The organism is Idiomarina sp. Sol25, from assembly GCF_033052775.1.
GTDB lineage: Bacteria > Pseudomonadota > Gammaproteobacteria > Enterobacterales > Alteromonadaceae > Idiomarina.
The window spans coordinates 54,175-68,917 of sequence record NZ_JAUPEW010000007.1 but is presented as its reverse complement, the minus strand read 5'-3'; the positions used below and the strand labels follow the sequence as shown (position 1 = coordinate 68,917).

The 14,743-nt window shown below is 46.9% G+C and carries 15 protein-coding genes; all 15 read right to left on the bottom strand.

Annotated elements, in window-relative coordinates:
* Positions 1–34: 34 nt before the first annotated feature.
* Entirely contained in the window at positions 35–1,867 is a 1,833-nt protein-coding gene (gene glmS / locus Q5L94_RS10695; RefSeq protein ID WP_317498390.1) for a glutamine--fructose-6-phosphate transaminase (isomerizing), read from the bottom strand.
* A gap of 3 nt (positions 1,868–1,870) precedes the next feature.
* Positions 1,871–3,241 (bottom strand): bifunctional UDP-N-acetylglucosamine diphosphorylase/glucosamine-1-phosphate N-acetyltransferase GlmU, encoded by a 1,371-nt coding sequence (glmU, locus tag Q5L94_RS10690; protein WP_317498389.1) that lies wholly within the window; start codon positions 3,239–3,241, stop codon positions 1,871–1,873.
* Between the two features lie 121 nt (positions 3,242–3,362).
* Entirely contained in the window at positions 3,363–3,779 is a 417-nt protein-coding gene (locus Q5L94_RS10685; RefSeq protein WP_317498388.1) for a F0F1 ATP synthase subunit epsilon, read from the bottom strand.
* Positions 3,780–3,796: 17 nt separating this feature from the next.
* Positions 3,797–5,182 (bottom strand): F0F1 ATP synthase subunit beta, encoded by a 1,386-nt coding sequence (gene atpD, locus Q5L94_RS10680; RefSeq protein ID WP_317498387.1) that lies wholly within the window; start codon positions 5,180–5,182, stop codon positions 3,797–3,799.
* A 42-nt stretch (positions 5,183–5,224) separates the two neighbouring features.
* Entirely contained in the window at positions 5,225–6,088 is an 864-nt protein-coding gene (gene atpG, locus Q5L94_RS10675) for a F0F1 ATP synthase subunit gamma (protein WP_317498386.1), read from the bottom strand.
* A gap of 54 nt (positions 6,089–6,142) precedes the next feature.
* On the bottom strand, positions 6,143–7,684 hold the full coding sequence (atpA, locus tag Q5L94_RS10670; protein WP_317498385.1) for a F0F1 ATP synthase subunit alpha: 1,542 nt from the start codon (positions 7,682–7,684) through the stop codon (positions 6,143–6,145).
* A 14-nt stretch (positions 7,685–7,698) separates the two neighbouring features.
* The gene (gene atpH, locus Q5L94_RS10665; RefSeq protein ID WP_317498384.1) at positions 7,699–8,232 is read right to left on the bottom strand and encodes a F0F1 ATP synthase subunit delta; all 534 of its coding nucleotides are present in this window, start codon (positions 8,230–8,232) and stop codon (positions 7,699–7,701) included.
* A 17-nt stretch (positions 8,233–8,249) separates the two neighbouring features.
* Positions 8,250–8,720 (bottom strand): F0F1 ATP synthase subunit B, encoded by a 471-nt coding sequence (atpF, locus tag Q5L94_RS10660; RefSeq protein WP_011235846.1) that lies wholly within the window; start codon positions 8,718–8,720, stop codon positions 8,250–8,252.
* A 37-nt stretch (positions 8,721–8,757) separates the two neighbouring features.
* Positions 8,758–9,015: a F0F1 ATP synthase subunit C gene (gene atpE / locus Q5L94_RS10655; RefSeq protein WP_011235847.1), complete on the bottom strand. Its 258-nt coding sequence runs from the start codon at positions 9,013–9,015 to the stop codon at positions 8,758–8,760.
* A 64-nt stretch (positions 9,016–9,079) separates the two neighbouring features.
* A complete protein-coding gene (atpB, locus tag Q5L94_RS10650; RefSeq protein WP_153849330.1) occupies positions 9,080–9,877 on the bottom strand; it encodes a F0F1 ATP synthase subunit A in 798 nt (265 codons plus the stop codon).
* A gap of 12 nt (positions 9,878–9,889) precedes the next feature.
* The gene (locus tag Q5L94_RS10645) at positions 9,890–10,276 is read right to left on the bottom strand and encodes an ATP synthase subunit I (protein WP_011235849.1); all 387 of its coding nucleotides are present in this window, start codon (positions 10,274–10,276) and stop codon (positions 9,890–9,892) included.
* A gap of 169 nt (positions 10,277–10,445) precedes the next feature.
* Complete coding sequence (locus tag Q5L94_RS10640) at positions 10,446–11,321, bottom strand: ParB/RepB/Spo0J family partition protein (RefSeq protein ID WP_317498383.1); 876 nt, start codon at positions 11,319–11,321, stop codon at positions 10,446–10,448.
* 19 nt (positions 11,322–11,340) lie between these two features.
* Positions 11,341–12,132, bottom strand: coding sequence for a ParA family protein (locus tag Q5L94_RS10635; RefSeq protein WP_317498382.1), 792 nt, complete (start codon positions 12,130–12,132; stop codon positions 11,341–11,343).
* Positions 12,133–12,180: 48 nt separating this feature from the next.
* On the bottom strand, positions 12,181–12,801 hold the full coding sequence (gene rsmG, locus Q5L94_RS10630; RefSeq protein WP_317498381.1) for a 16S rRNA (guanine(527)-N(7))-methyltransferase RsmG: 621 nt from the start codon (positions 12,799–12,801) through the stop codon (positions 12,181–12,183).
* Positions 12,802–12,810: 9 nt separating this feature from the next.
* Positions 12,811–14,706 carry a tRNA uridine-5-carboxymethylaminomethyl(34) synthesis enzyme MnmG gene (gene mnmG, locus Q5L94_RS10625; protein ID WP_317498380.1) on the bottom strand — a complete coding sequence of 632 codons (1,896 nt, stop codon included), beginning with the start codon at positions 14,704–14,706 and terminating at the stop codon, positions 12,811–12,813.
* Positions 14,707–14,743 lie beyond the last annotated feature (37 nt).

Genomic DNA, 14,743 nt, shown 5'->3' with positions numbered 1-14,743 from the left:
CTACACCACAAAAAAAGGGCCTTTCGGCCCTTCCTTATTCAACGGTGACTGACTTGGCCAGGTTCCTGGGCTGGTCCACATCGGTACCTTTTATCAAAGCTACGTAGTAAGACAGCAGCTGCAAAGGAACGGTATAAACAATAGGTGCTATCACTTCGTCGCAATGGCAGACGTTAAGTACGGTTAACGAGCCATCGCCTTTGAAGCGGGCGTTTTTGTCAGCAAAAACGTACATCAAGCCGCCGCGGGCGCGAACTTCTTCAACGTTGGACTTCAGTTTTTCCAGTAAGTCATTGTTCGGAGCCACCACAATAACCGGCATTTCTTCATCAATTAGTGCCAGTGGGCCGTGCTTTAACTCGCCAGCCGCGTAAGCTTCAGCGTGAATGTACGAAATTTCTTTCAGTTTTAACGCACCTTCCATAGCGATAGGGTATTGGTTACCACGCCCCAGGAACAAACTATGCTCTTTGTTGGCAAAGTCCTGCGCTAACTCTTCAATTTCATCGGCTAATGACACCGCTTCTTCCAGCTTGGTTGGTAAGGCTTGCAGAGCATGAATTACGGCTTCTTGCTGCTGCTCTGGCATGCCCCGGTATTTACCAATGCCTAAGGTCAGCATCAGCAGACCGGTTAACTGGGTGGTAAAGGCTTTGGTCGATGCCACACCAATTTCTGCACCGGCGCGGGTTAAAAAGGCCAGGTCGGATTCGCGCACCATAGACGATGAGCCCACATTACAAATAGTCAGGCTGCCTTTATAACCGAGCTCTTTCGACAAACGCAGTGCCGCTAAGGTGTCTGCCGTTTCACCGCTTTGTGAAATAGTCACAAGTAAACTGTTCGGGTGAACATAGGACTTGCGGTAACGAAACTCTGAGGCAATTTCGACATTGCACGACACATTCGCCATAGACTCCAGCCAATAGCGCGCCACCATGCCCGCATGGTAACTGGTACCACAGGCAACTATCTGAACGTGTTCAATATCTTTTAGAATGTCAGCTGCATCTTCGCCAAAAGCGTTATCCAGCACGGTGGTTTCAGACAAGCGACCTTCCAGCGTGTTACGCACGGCAATAGGCTGCTCGTAAATTTCTTTCAGCATAAAGTGGCGATATTGGCCTTTACCACCCGCGTCGTAGCTTACGTCAGATTCAACAACCTCACGTTCTACAGCGTTACCTTCAGTGTCGTAAATATCGATTTCAGTGCGGTTAATGTCTGCAACATCACCTTCTTCCAGGTAAATAAATTGACGGGTTACGGGCAATAAAGCGAGCTGATCTGAAGCTACAAAGTTCTCACCAATACCCACACCAATAACCAGAGGGCTGCCTGAACGGGCCACCACTAAACGCTCAGGATATTTGGTATCCATAACCACGGTGCCGTAAGCACCTTCCAGCTGCCGTACTGCCGACTTAACAGCAGCCAGTAAGTCACCATGAGTTTTTCTCTCATGATGAATTAAGTGAGCGATTACTTCAGTGTCAGTCTTCGAATTAAAAACATAACCTTCCGCTTGCAGCTCTTCGCGCAGGCGTTCATGGTTTTCAATAATGCCATTATGCACTACGGCAATTTCATCTTCAGAGCGGTGAGGGTGAGCGTTCGCTTCGGTCACGCCGCCGTGCGTCGCCCAGCGCGTATGGGCAATACCAATAGTGCCATCTAAGGGATTCTGGTCTATCGCGTCTTTTAACTCCTGTACCTTACCGGTACGGCGTACGCTTTTAAGGTGATTATCAGCGTCAATAACAGCCACACCAGCCGAGTCATAACCCCGGTATTCCAGTCGCTTCAAGCCTTCCAGCAAAATACCTGTTACCCGACGTTCCGACGTGGCACCTACAATACCGCACATAAATTAACTTCCTTTTTTCGACTGAGGACGTTGCCATCCGCTGATATTACGCTGCTTGCCGCGGGCTACAGCCAGTTCTTCATCCGCTACCGCGCGGGTAATGACCGAGCCGGCACCAACGGTTGCATTCTTACCAATGGCGACAGGCGCAACTAAAGAGCTGTTTGAGCCTATAAATGCGCCATCACCAATTTCGGTGAGTGCTTTATTCACACCATCGTAATTGCAGGTAATGGTACCTGCACCAATGTTTGCGTATTCACCCACCTGGGTGTCGCCAAGATAGGTTAAATGGCTGGCTTTAGAGCCTTTACCCAGGCGGCTTTTTTTCATTTCAACAAAGTTTCCGACCTGCGCTTCATCCGCAAGTTCCGCGCCGGGTCGCAAACGCGCAAAAGGACCGACTTTACAGCCTTTCGCCACTTTTGCGTCTTCAATATGGGAGTTCGCGCGAATAACGGTGTCATCACCAATAACGGAGTTTCTTATGACGCAGTTTGGTTCAATGACAACCCGGTCACCCAGAACCACATTGCCTTCAAACACCGCATTAATATCAATAGTGACATCGCTGCCGGCGCTTAGTTTACCGCGGCAATCAAAACGAGCAGGGTCAATTAAGGTGACACCCTGGGTCATGAGCTCTTCAGCCTGACGCTGCTGCAGTGCACGCTCTAAAGAGGCTAACTGCTGACGGTTATTGGCTCCTTCCACTTCCTGCGCGTTGTCAGGCTGTGCAGTGGCAATATTAACACCTTCCCGCGCGGCCATTGCCACAATATCGGTCAGGTAATACTCTTTTTGCGCGTTGTCATTGCTCAGTTGCTCAAGCCAACTTTTTAGCTTATCGCTGTCGGCAATCATAATGCCGGTATTCACTTCTTTAATAGCTAATTGCTGAGCATTCGCGTCCTTTTGCTCAACAATGCCGGTTACGCTGCGACGTTCATTACGAACAATACGGCCATAACCTGTTGGTTCTGTTAACGTCATAGTCAGCAGGCCAAGCGCGGTATTAGCGCTGGCGGTTACCAGCTTAATTAATGTCGACTCGGTTAACAGGGGCACGTCACCATATAAAATAATGACTTTTTCACTGCTTTTCAGGTGGGGTATAACCTGCTGAACCGCATGACCTGTACCCAATTGCTCGCGTTGTTCAACCCAGGTTAAGTCATCACCTGCTATAGCCTGTTTAAGCTGGTCACCGCCATGGCCGTAAATCAAATTAATGGCGTCTGGCTTAAGCGATCGTGCCGTATCGATAACATGCTCTACCATCGGTTTATTTGCCACTTTGTGCAGCACCTTGGGCAGCTCCGATCGCATGCGGGTTCCTTTTCCTGCGGCCAGAATAACAACGCGTAACTTCATATTAATGTATCCTTAATTCAGTATCGCTGGCGTAAGCCTTATGACATTAGCTTATTGTAACGACAAAAAAGGCCTTGTTGCACTAACAACAAGGCCTTTTACGTATTTTAACGCAGAAGTTTTAGCGCTTAAGCTTACGAATAATATCGATTTGAGCCAACGCTCGCGATAGCTCAGCAATAGCTTCGGCATAGGTCACATCTGCACTTGAATCGGCAATGGCTTCTTCAGCGCGTTTTTTCGCTGCTTCAGCTTCCTGCAAGTCAAGCTCGTCACCACGAACAGCAACGTCCGCAAGAACAATAACGTGACCTGGCTGTACTTCTACCACACCACCGGCAACATACAAAAGCTCTTCGTCACCCGCTTCACTGACATAACGAACCATACCTGGTTTGATTTTAGTCAGTAGGGGCGCGTGACCTGGGTAAATACCCAGCTCACCTTCGCTACCAGTGACCTGAACCGTTTGTACAACGCCTGAGAACAATTTGTCTTCAGCGCTAACAACGTCCAGATTTAATGTTTGTGCTGCCATTCAAACCTCCCGGTCGGTTACAGGTTTTTGGCTTTTTCTACCGCTTCTTCGATGGTACCAACCATGTAGAAGGCCTGCTCTGGCATGTCGTCGTATTCACCTTCCAAAATGCCTTTAAAGCCGGCAATCGTATCTTTCAAAGATACATATTTACCTGGAGCACCAGTGAATACTTCGGCTACGAAGAAAGGCTGCGACAAGAAACGCTGAATTTTACGAGCACGAGATACTGACTGTTTGTCTTCTTCAGACAGCTCGTCCATACCCAGAATCGCTATAATGTCTTTTAGTTCTTTATAGCGTTGCAGTACTTCCTGAACACCCATTGCTGTGTCGTAATGCTCATCACCGATAACCTGTGGATCCAACTGACGTGAAGTTGAGTCCAAAGGATCAACCGCAGGGTAGATACCCAATGACGCGATGTCACGGTTAAGTACAACAGTCGCATCCAAGTGAGCAAAGGTTGTTGCCGGAGATGGGTCAGTCAAGTCATCCGCTGGTACGTAAACGGCCTGTACAGACGTGATTGAACCTGTCTTAGTAGAGGTGATACGTTCCTGCAGAACACCCATTTCTTCGGCCAGCGTAGGCTGATAACCTACCGCTGAAGGCATACGGCCTAACAATGCTGATACTTCCGTTCCGGCAAGAGTGTAACGGTAGATGTTATCAACGAAGAAAAGCACATCGCGACCTTCGTCACGGAATTTCTCGGCGACAGTCAAGCCCGTTAAAGCAACACGCAGACGGTTGCCCGGTGGCTCGTTCATCTGACCATAAACCAGTGATACTTTATCCAGAACGTTTGAATCGTTCATCTCGTGATAGAAGTCGTTACCTTCACGAGTACGCTCACCAACACCGGCGAATACTGAGTAACCGCTGTGCTCGATAGCGATGTTACGGATAAGCTCCATCATGTTAACGGTTTTACCAACACCAGCACCACCGAACAGACCCACTTTACCACCTTTAGCAAACGGGCAAATCAAGTCGATGACTTTGATACCGGTTTCTAACAGTTCGTTCGTGTTTGACTGTTCTTCGTAGCTTGGTGCCGCACGGTGAATCGACATTTTCTCTTCTTCACCGATAGGGCCCGCTTCATCAATTGGGTTACCCAATACATCCATAATACGGCCCAGGGTTTTCTTACCCACTGGAACCATGATTGATTCACCGCTATTTTTAACGGTGACACCACGACGCAGACCGTCAGTTGTACCCATTGCGATGGCACGCACGATTCCGCCGCCCAGCTGCTGCTGAACTTCCAGAACCAAACCTTCTAAACCACCTTCGGTCACTTTCAGTGCGTCGTATACTTTTGGTACAGCGTCTTGTGGAAATTCTAAATCCACAACGGCGCCGATAATTTGTACGACCTTACCTTGACTCATGACGTTTCCTCTAACTCTTCAATTCTGTTAACCGTTGCCGCGTTATACCGCTTCGGCGCCGGACACGATTTCCGAAATTTCTTGCGTAATTGCTGCCTGACGCGCCTTGTTATATCGCAATTGTAATTGGTCAATAATGTCTTCGGCATTGTCGGTTGCAGCTTTCATAGCAATCATCCGAGCGGCTTGCTCGCTAGCAAAGTTATCCACTACGCCCTGGTACACTTGCATTTCTACAAAGCGACGAATTAGCGTATCGAGGATACTTTCCGGATTCGGCTCATACAGATAATCCCAGCTACCTGTCTGCACATCTTCTTCCGATCCTGCTTGCGGCAATGGCAACAATTGATGAATGGTCGGCTCCTGGGTCATCGTATTCACAAATTTGTTGAATACAACGTACAAGCGATCGATTTTGCCTTCTTCAAAAGCATCCAGCATAACCTGGATTGAACCGGTGATTTCTTTCAGTTCTGGCTTATCACCCATACCTGAAACCTGCGCTTTCAACTTACCAAAACGCTTAAAATAACTGGTTGCTTTGCTGCCTATCGCGGCAAAATCCGCTTCAACATCCTGCTCTTTCCATTCGTTAGCGTGCTTAACGACTTTCTTGAATTCATTACCGTTCAAGCCGCCACACAAACCACGATCGGTAGACACAATGATGTAACCCACACGCTTAACCTGACGTTCTTCCATAAATGGATGACGATATTCGAGGTTACCGCGCGCCACATGACCAATCACCTTGCGAATGGTGTCCGCATAGGGGCGACTTGCCTCCATACGTTCCTGCGCCTTTTTCATTTTCGACGCAGCGACCATTTCCATAGCACTGGTGATCTTCTGAGTATTACCGATACTCGAGATCTGAGTTTTTATCTCTTTACCGCTGGCCATGACGATTCTCCTGTTAACTCAACGACAAATGGCCGCTACTGCGGCCAGGTGCGATTACCATGATTGCGTTTGCTTGAATTTCTCAAGCGCGGCTTTCAATTGCGCATCGATGTCGTCGTTATAGTTGCCAGTTTTATCAATCTCAGCCATTAGCTCGGCGTATTCGCTCGCCATGAAAGATTGCAGTGATTCTTCAAAATCCATGATTTTGTCGATTTCTACGTCTTTCAAGAAGCCTTTTTCAACGGCATAAATTGATACAGCCATTTGAGCCACGCTCATAGGCTTGTACTGTTTCTGTTTCATCAGCTCGGTTACACGTTGACCGTGTTCCAACTGTGAACGAGTCGATTCATCAAGATCAGATGCGAACTGCGCGAACGCCGCCAATTCACGATACTGAGCCAGGGCTAGACGGATACCGCCACCCAGTTTCTTGATGATTTTCGTTTGTGCTGAACCACCAACACGAGAAACCGAGACACCGGCGTTAACCGCAGGACGAATACCTGAGTTAAACAAGTCAGTTTCTAAGAAAATCTGACCATCGGTGATAGAGATAACGTTAGTCGGTACGAATGCCGATACGTCACCTGCCTGAGTTTCAATAATAGGTAAGGCAGTTAATGAGCCGGTCTGGCCTTTCACTTTACCGTCAGTGAATTTTTCTACGTAGTCAGCGTTTACACGCGCAGCACGCTCAAGTAGACGAGAGTGAAGGTAGAAAACATCACCAGGGAATGCTTCACGACCCGGAGGACGACGCAACAACAGTGAAATTTGACGGTATGCAACAGCCTGTTTAGACAGGTCATCGTAGACAATAAGAGAGTCTTCACCGCGATCACGGAAGTACTCACCCATGGTACAACCAGAGTAAGCTGCCAGATATTGCAGGGCCGCTGATTCAGAAGCAGAAGCTGCAACCACAATGGTGTTTTCCATTGCACCGTGCTCTTCTAACTTACGTACAACCGCTGAAATGGTTGAGTTCTTCTGACCAATGGCTACGTAAACACACTTAATACCAGAATCTTTCTGGTTGATAATGGCGTCTACGGCTAAAGCCGTTTTACCTGTCTGACGGTCACCGATGATAAGCTCACGCTGACCACGACCAACTGGAATCATCGAGTCAATTGACTTGTAACCCGTTTGTACTGGCTGATCAACTGACTGACGTTCAATAACGCCCGGTGCGATTTTCTCGACTGGCTCATAGCCGTCAGCTTCGATAGGACCTTTACCGTCGATAGGCTGTCCTAGTGTGTTAACCACACGACCCAACAGTTTTTCGCCAACCGGAACTTCCAGAATACGACCTGTTGATTTTACTTTGGTGCCTTCCTGCAAGTCTGCATAAGGACCCATAACAACCGCACCAACAGAATCACGTTCAAGGTTTAGTGCGATAGCGTAACGATTACCAGGTAGCTCAACCATTTCACCTTGCAGACAGTCTGCAAGTCCGTGGATGCGAATGATACCGTCTTGTACAGACATGATGGTACCTTCGTTGCGAGCTTCGCTGGTGACTTCGAACTTCTCAATTCGCTGTTTGATCAGTTCTGCGATTTCATTTGAATTCAATTGCATGCTCAAGTCCCCAATTAGGATTGCAGTGCGTAAGCAAGTCTGTCGAGCTTGCCGCGCAAGGTGCCGTCAATAACGGTATCACCAGCTTCTATAACAAGTCCGCCAATAATGGACTTGTCGACACTGCAGTTCAGCTTAATTTTGCGTTGCAGGCGCTTCTCAAGTGCTTTACTCAAAGCCGTTTGTTGTGCTTTCAGCAGTTTAACTGCCGATTTAACATCTACAGTGACTTCTTTGTCATGTTCAGCACGAAGCGACTGATAGAGCTCACTAACTGCTGGCAGCACTGGCAGACGTTCATTTTCAGCCAATACTTTAACGAAGTTCTTAGCGTCGTCGTCGAGCTCGTCGCCACAAACACCTAAGAAAACTTCTGTTGTTTTCCCAACAGTCGAGGAGCTACTCAAAAATGAGGCAATAGTCTCGTCTTGCGCTACCGCAGCAGCGAAGCTAAGCATTTCTGCCCACTTATCGAGCGCTCCCTGTTCTAAAGCAAAATCAAAAGCTGCTTTTGCGTAAGGGCGAGCGACCGTAGTCAGTTCTGACATAAGCTCAAACCCCTTTATTAAAGTTCAGCGACCAGTTTTTCAACAATGTCACTATGAGCGTCTTTATCAATTTCACGCTCAATGATTTTCTGAGCCCCAGACACCGCTAATACGGCAACTTGCTTGCGCAGCTCTTCGCGAACGCGGTTGCGTTCAGCAGCAACTTCTTCATGTCCGGCCGCAACGATTTTTTCACGTTCTTCGTGGCCACGTTGAGTTTCTTCCTCAACAATTTTAGCACCACGTTTTTTCGACTGTTCAATGATTTCAGCGGCTTGCTGTTTCGCTTCTTTGAGCTGCTCGGCAATTTCTTGCTGGGCTTTCTCTAAATCTTTTTGAGCACGTTCACCGGCATTAAGGCCGTCAGCAATTTTCTTCTGACGTTCCTCGATAGCTTTGATGATCGGTGGCCATACAAATTTCATGCAGAACCACACGAACACGATAAACGCGATCGTTTGTCCAATTAGAGTAGCGTTGATGTTCACAACGGACCTCCTTCAGTTGGTGACCGTCGAATAACGATTAGCCTGCTACCTGGGTTAAAAATGGGTTCGCAAACGTGAACAGCAATGCAACAGCAACACCGATCATCGCGATAGCATCGATAAGACCTGCAACGATGAACATTTTAACTTGCAGCTGTGGTGCCAGTTCTGGTTGACGAGCAGCAGCTTCCAGGAATTTACCACCCAGAATACCAAAGCCCAGGGCAGTACCCAGTGCAGCCAGACCGATCATGATTGATACAGCGATAGCAGTAAAAGCAACTACAGTTTCCATTGATTTCTCCAGTTTTTCAGTAGATTAAAGTTAAAAGTAAAGCTAAAAACTTTTGTTTCGAACACTAGTGTTCAGATGACGCCATGCTTAAGTAAACAATGGTCAGCATCATGAAAATAAACGCTTGCAATGTAATAACCAGAATATGGAAAACTGCCCACGCAAAGTGCGCCGGTAGCTGCCAGAATCCTATCATTGCAATTAGAATAAATATCAATTCACCTGCATACAGGTTACCGAACAAACGCAGTGCCAGTGACGCTGGTTTTGCCAATAACGTGATACTTTCCAGTACAAAGTTCACTGGTATTAATGCCCAGTGATTAAACGGAGTGAAAGTCATTTCTTTAGCGAAACCTTTCACGCCTTTGTATTTGATTGAGTAGATAATAATTAGCGCAAATACGCTTAAACTCAATGCAAAGGTTGTATTCAGGTCCGTTGTTGGTACGACTTTCATGTACACGTCATGCGGGTCGTCAACAAAGCCTAACCAATAACCACCATACATAGCAGCTGTTGGTAACCAGTCAACCGGAATTAAGTCCATCAGGTTCATCAGGAATATCCAGACGAAGATGGTTAATGCCAGAGGTGCTATCAGTTTATCTTTACCGTGAAAGGATTCTTTGACGCTATTGTCAACAAACTCGACAATCATTTCGACAAAGCATTGCCATTTACCAGGTACCCCAGCAGAGGATTTTTTAGCTACTCTGCGGAAACTCCACAGAAACAGCACACCCAGTAACACGGACCAGAAGATAGTATCGACGTTCACCGCCCAGAACCCTTCACCAACCGTCCAATTTTGGAGGTGATGCTGGATATACTGAGTCGGAGTTTGTTCTCCACTTATCATGTTGTTTCCCAGTTAGGTTGATTTTAAAAATAAAACCGGTGCTATCCACTGCATGGTGACGGCGATGACAAAACCGACCAATAACCACACAGGATATAAATTTGTTACCAGCAATGCGATTGTTAACAACACTGCTGTAAGCAGTAGCTTAACGCCTTCGCCTAAAAAGAAACTTTGTACAACTTTCTGATTAGCGCGCGCTCCTGCGTGTCTAAAAGCGATAAGTGCAAATAGAGCGCTTGGTATTACGACGGTTAATCCGCCACACAGAATACCCAAAGCCGACTGTGTATTTGAAACCGCTATCGTGACAAGTGCGGCTATCAAAACCGCTATAAATTGTGTACCTACAACTTTTCCTGCCAGCTTTTTACCTACCGCATTAAGTGCCTGTGTCACGACTAAAACCTTTTAACTGGCGGCTATTTTTTTGAGGCTTTCAACCAGCCACAACGAAACTCGCGCTAGTATAAAGATCTGCCATGCAATTGCAAACAAATTTGCCTGTAGCCGACGGTTTCTATGCCATTTAACAAAAGTTCTACAACAATCAATGCATTGGAAATGATTATTTTATGTGAGTCAGAATACCATCCAGTTCGTCTAGGTTGGTATAACTAATAACCAGTTTACCTTTTCCTTTACGACCATGATTAATGGAAACTTTGGCTCCCAGGGTCTCAGACAACTTGGTTTCTAAATGCTCAATATTAGCGTCTGGCTTTGGTTTTTCGGTTTCTTTAGGAGGGTCAATTGTCCGTCTGACGAGTTTTTCTGCGTCACGTACGGTCATATCTTTTGCGACAATCTGTTGTGCTACGTCGGCTTGTTGTTCTCCTTCCAGCGCAAGTAACAACTTGGCATGGCCAAGTTCAATATCACCACGCTCCAGCAACACTTTAACGCCGTCCTGCAAGTTATTCAGGCGCAGTAAATTGGTCACCGTAGTCCGTGATTTTCCCACCGCCTGAGCAACATCCTGGTGAGTCATCTGAAACTCAACCAACAATCGTTGTAATGCGGTGGCTTCTTCCATCGCGTTTAAATCTTCACGCTGAATGTTTTCAATTAACGCGATAGCTACTGCGGCTTCATCGGGTACATCTTTAATTAAGCAAGGGACCTGTTCAAGCTTTGCCAGTTGCGCCGCACGCCAGCGACGCTCACCCGCAATAATCTCATATTCGTCTTTGCCAACAGGGCGCACAACAATGGGCTGGATTATCCCCTGAGCTTTTACCGAAGCGGCTAAGTCTTCTAAGGCTTCGGGTGACATGTCTTTACGAGGTTGATAACGGCCAGGCTTTAAAAACTCAACCGGCAGCTTCTGTAACTCACCTTTAACTTCTTCCGTCACTTGCTCTGATTGACGGTCAGAGTTCTGCTGATTACTGGTCAGTAAGGCATCCAGACCGCGACCTAAACCTCGTTTTTTTGCCGACATGATTCGCTTTATTCCCTTGTTATGATTCTTTTGCTACTTCTTTACGATTTTCAGAACGTCGGATAAGTTCACCCGCTAAAGCTAAATAGGCCTTTGACCCGGTGGATGACTTGTCGTAGTACATAGCCGGCGCACCAAATGAAGGCGCTTCGGCTAAACGGACGTTGCGTGGAATAACGGTCCGGTAAACTTTTTCACCAAAGTGGTTTTTAAGCTGTTCTGAAACATCGTTAGCCAGACGATTACGCGGATCGTACATAGTCCGCAAAATACCTTCAATTTCCAGCCCGGGGTTCACCACATCGGCCAGCTGACGAATGGTTTCCATTAATGCCGTAAGGCCTTCCAGTGCATAATACTCGCACTGCATAGGCACAAGAATAGAATCAGCGGCAGCCATGCCATTAACGGTCAGCATATTCAGCGATGGCGGACAATCAATAAAAATATAATCGTAGCTGTCCTGAACGGCTTTAAGCGCATTACGCAAACGCAGTTCGCGCGCAAAGACTTCCATTAATTTAATTTCAGCAGCCGTAGCATCAGCATTAGCTGCAATTAAATGGTATTTCCCGTTGGTATCTTTTACGGCAACGTCGCCGACTGGCTTTTCTTCAATCAGCAGTTCGTAAACGGTATTTTCAACATCGTACTTATCAACGCCACTACCCATAGTCGCGTTACCCTGTGGGTCCAGATCAATCAACAACACTTTGCGACGAGTAGCAGCCATGGACGCAGCTAAGTTAACTGCTGTGGTTGTTTTTCCTACTCCGCCTTTTTGATTCGCAATAGCAATGGTTCTAGCCACGGGTTTTATAACCTCTTGTTGTTGTCGGATAGTCGACTGTCGGTTGTTTTATGACCGTTTGCTTATAATGACGATATGCCGGCTCGCGTCAATGCCGGGAACATTAATTTGATCAATACTTTCAATTTTATATTGCTCGGGCAACTGCTCCAGTTCGTCTTGCGGATACAGCCCTTTCAACGCATAAAACCGACCGTTTTCAGCCGGTAAATGTTCACACCACGAAAGCATATCATTAAGCGAGGCAAAGGCTCTACTGATTACACCATCAAACTGCTTTTCATCCTGATAGTCTTCCACCCGCGCCTGCACAGCCGTGACATTGTTCAGTTTTAGCTCATGACAAACCTGACGAATAAAACGGATGCGCTTGCCTAAGCTATCCAACAAAACAAATTCTTTATCCGGTTCCGCTATGGCTAAGGGTAAACCCGGTAGCCCTGGTCCTGTACCGACATCGATGAAGCGCTGCCCGTGTAAATACTTACGAACAGCCAGGCTATCCATAATATGTCGGGTCAGCATATCCTTCGGGTTTCTCACGCTGGTCAGGTTATAGGCTTTATTCCACTTATCCAGTAAGCCTACTAACGCCAGTTGTTGCTCAATCTGTGCTTCTGACAGGTTTATTTGTGCCTGATCTAATAATCCCTTTAACTGCTCTTTCACATCATTTCCTTAAGCACTTTTACGCAATAAACCCTGTTTTTTCAGATGAACCAGAAGCATAGAAATAGCCGCAGGTGTGATACCAGAAATACGCGCTGCTTTACCCACTGTTTCTGGCTGATGGTCATTTAACTTTGCAATCACTTCGTTCGATAAGCCTTTAATTTTAGCGTAATCGAAAGGCGAGGGCAGCAAAGTATTTTCATGGCGCTGTTGTTTAGCTATTTCTTCCTGCTGACGCGTTATATAGCCCGCGTATTTAATTTGTATCTCAACCTGTTCTGCCGCTAAAGGATCGTCTAACCCCGGTGAAAAAAAGTCTGTTAAGGCTAAATCTTTGTAATGAATTTCCGGGCGACGTAATAGTTCTTCGCCACTGACTTCTTTGGTGACAGGGCTTTTTACCAGCGCGTTAATTTGCTCCACCGAGGCATGATCTTTATGCACCCAAGTGGTTTGTAAGCGTTGTTTTTCCTGCTCAACCGATTCAATTTTTTTATTAAATGCAGCCCAGCGTTCATCATCGACTAAACCAAGATTACGGCCAATTTCTGTTAATCGCATATCGGCGTTATCTTCACGCAGCAACAGGCGATATTCGGCGCGCGAAGTGAACATACGGTAGGGTTCCTGAGTACCCAGAGTCGATAAGTCATCGATCAACACGCCCATGTAGGCTTGATCGCGTCGTGGAGCCCAGGATTCTCTGTCCTGTGCCTGCAGCGCGGCATTTAAACCAGCAATAAGACCCTGCGCACCGGCTTCTTCATAGCCTGTTGTGCCGTTAATCTGGCCAGCAAAGAATAAGCCGTTAATCACTTTGGTTTCCAGAGATTGTTTCAGATCTCTTGGATCAAAGTAATCGTACTCGATCGCATAACCCGGGCGTGTGATATGCGCATTATCAAACCCTTTAATTGACTGAACCAGGCGCTGCTGAACATCAAAAGGCAAGCTGGTTGAGATGCCATTAGGATAGATTTCAAAGGTATCTAGGCCCTCTGGTTCAACAAAAATTTGATGCGAGCCTTTGTCAGCAAAACGGACAATTTTATCTTCAATTGATGGGCAGTAGCGTGGTCCAACGCCTTCAATCACACCAGAATACATGGGTGAACGATCAAGCCCTGAACGAATAATCTCGTGGGTATTTTCGTTGGTATGTGTGATGTAACACGGAATTTGTTTTGGGTGATCAGAACGAGAACCCATGTAAGAAAATACCGGAGTCGGATTATCACCCGGCTGTTCCTGCATAACGGAAAAGTCGACGCTGTGGCTGGCTATACGTGGTGGTGTACCGGTTTTTAAGCGTTCAACTCGTAATGGCAATGCACGTAAGCGTTTAGCTAACGCGTTTGATGGAGGATCGCCTGCGCGACCGCCCTGGTAGTTATCCATACCAATATGAATTTGTCCCCCGAGGAATGTTCCTACGGTTAGCACCACGGTTTTTGCCGTAAATTTAAGACCCATTTGGGTAACAACGCCAGTAACGCGATCGTTCTCGACGATCAGATCATCACAACCTTGTTGGAATATTGACAGATTCGGCTGAGTTTCCAGTGCGTAGCGGATCGCTTGTTTGTAGAGCTGTCGGTCAGCCTGAGCTCTGGTTGCGCGCACTGCAGGACCTTTGGATGAATTCAGTGTTCTGAATTGAATTCCGGCTTTGTCAGCAGCTTTGGCCATAACGCCGCCAAGTGCATCGATCTCTTTTACTAAATGACCTTTTCCTATTCCCCCAATGGCCGGGTTACAGGACATTTGCCCTAAAGTATCAATATTATGCGTAAGCAATAGGGTTTTAACACCTAAACGAGCGGCGGCTAACGCAGCTTCTGTTCCGGCGTGTCCTCCACCGACAACAATAACGTCAAAGTGTTGTTGGCTCTGTTGTGACATGCAAAGTGACCTTTGTTTGAAGAATAGGAAGTTAGCA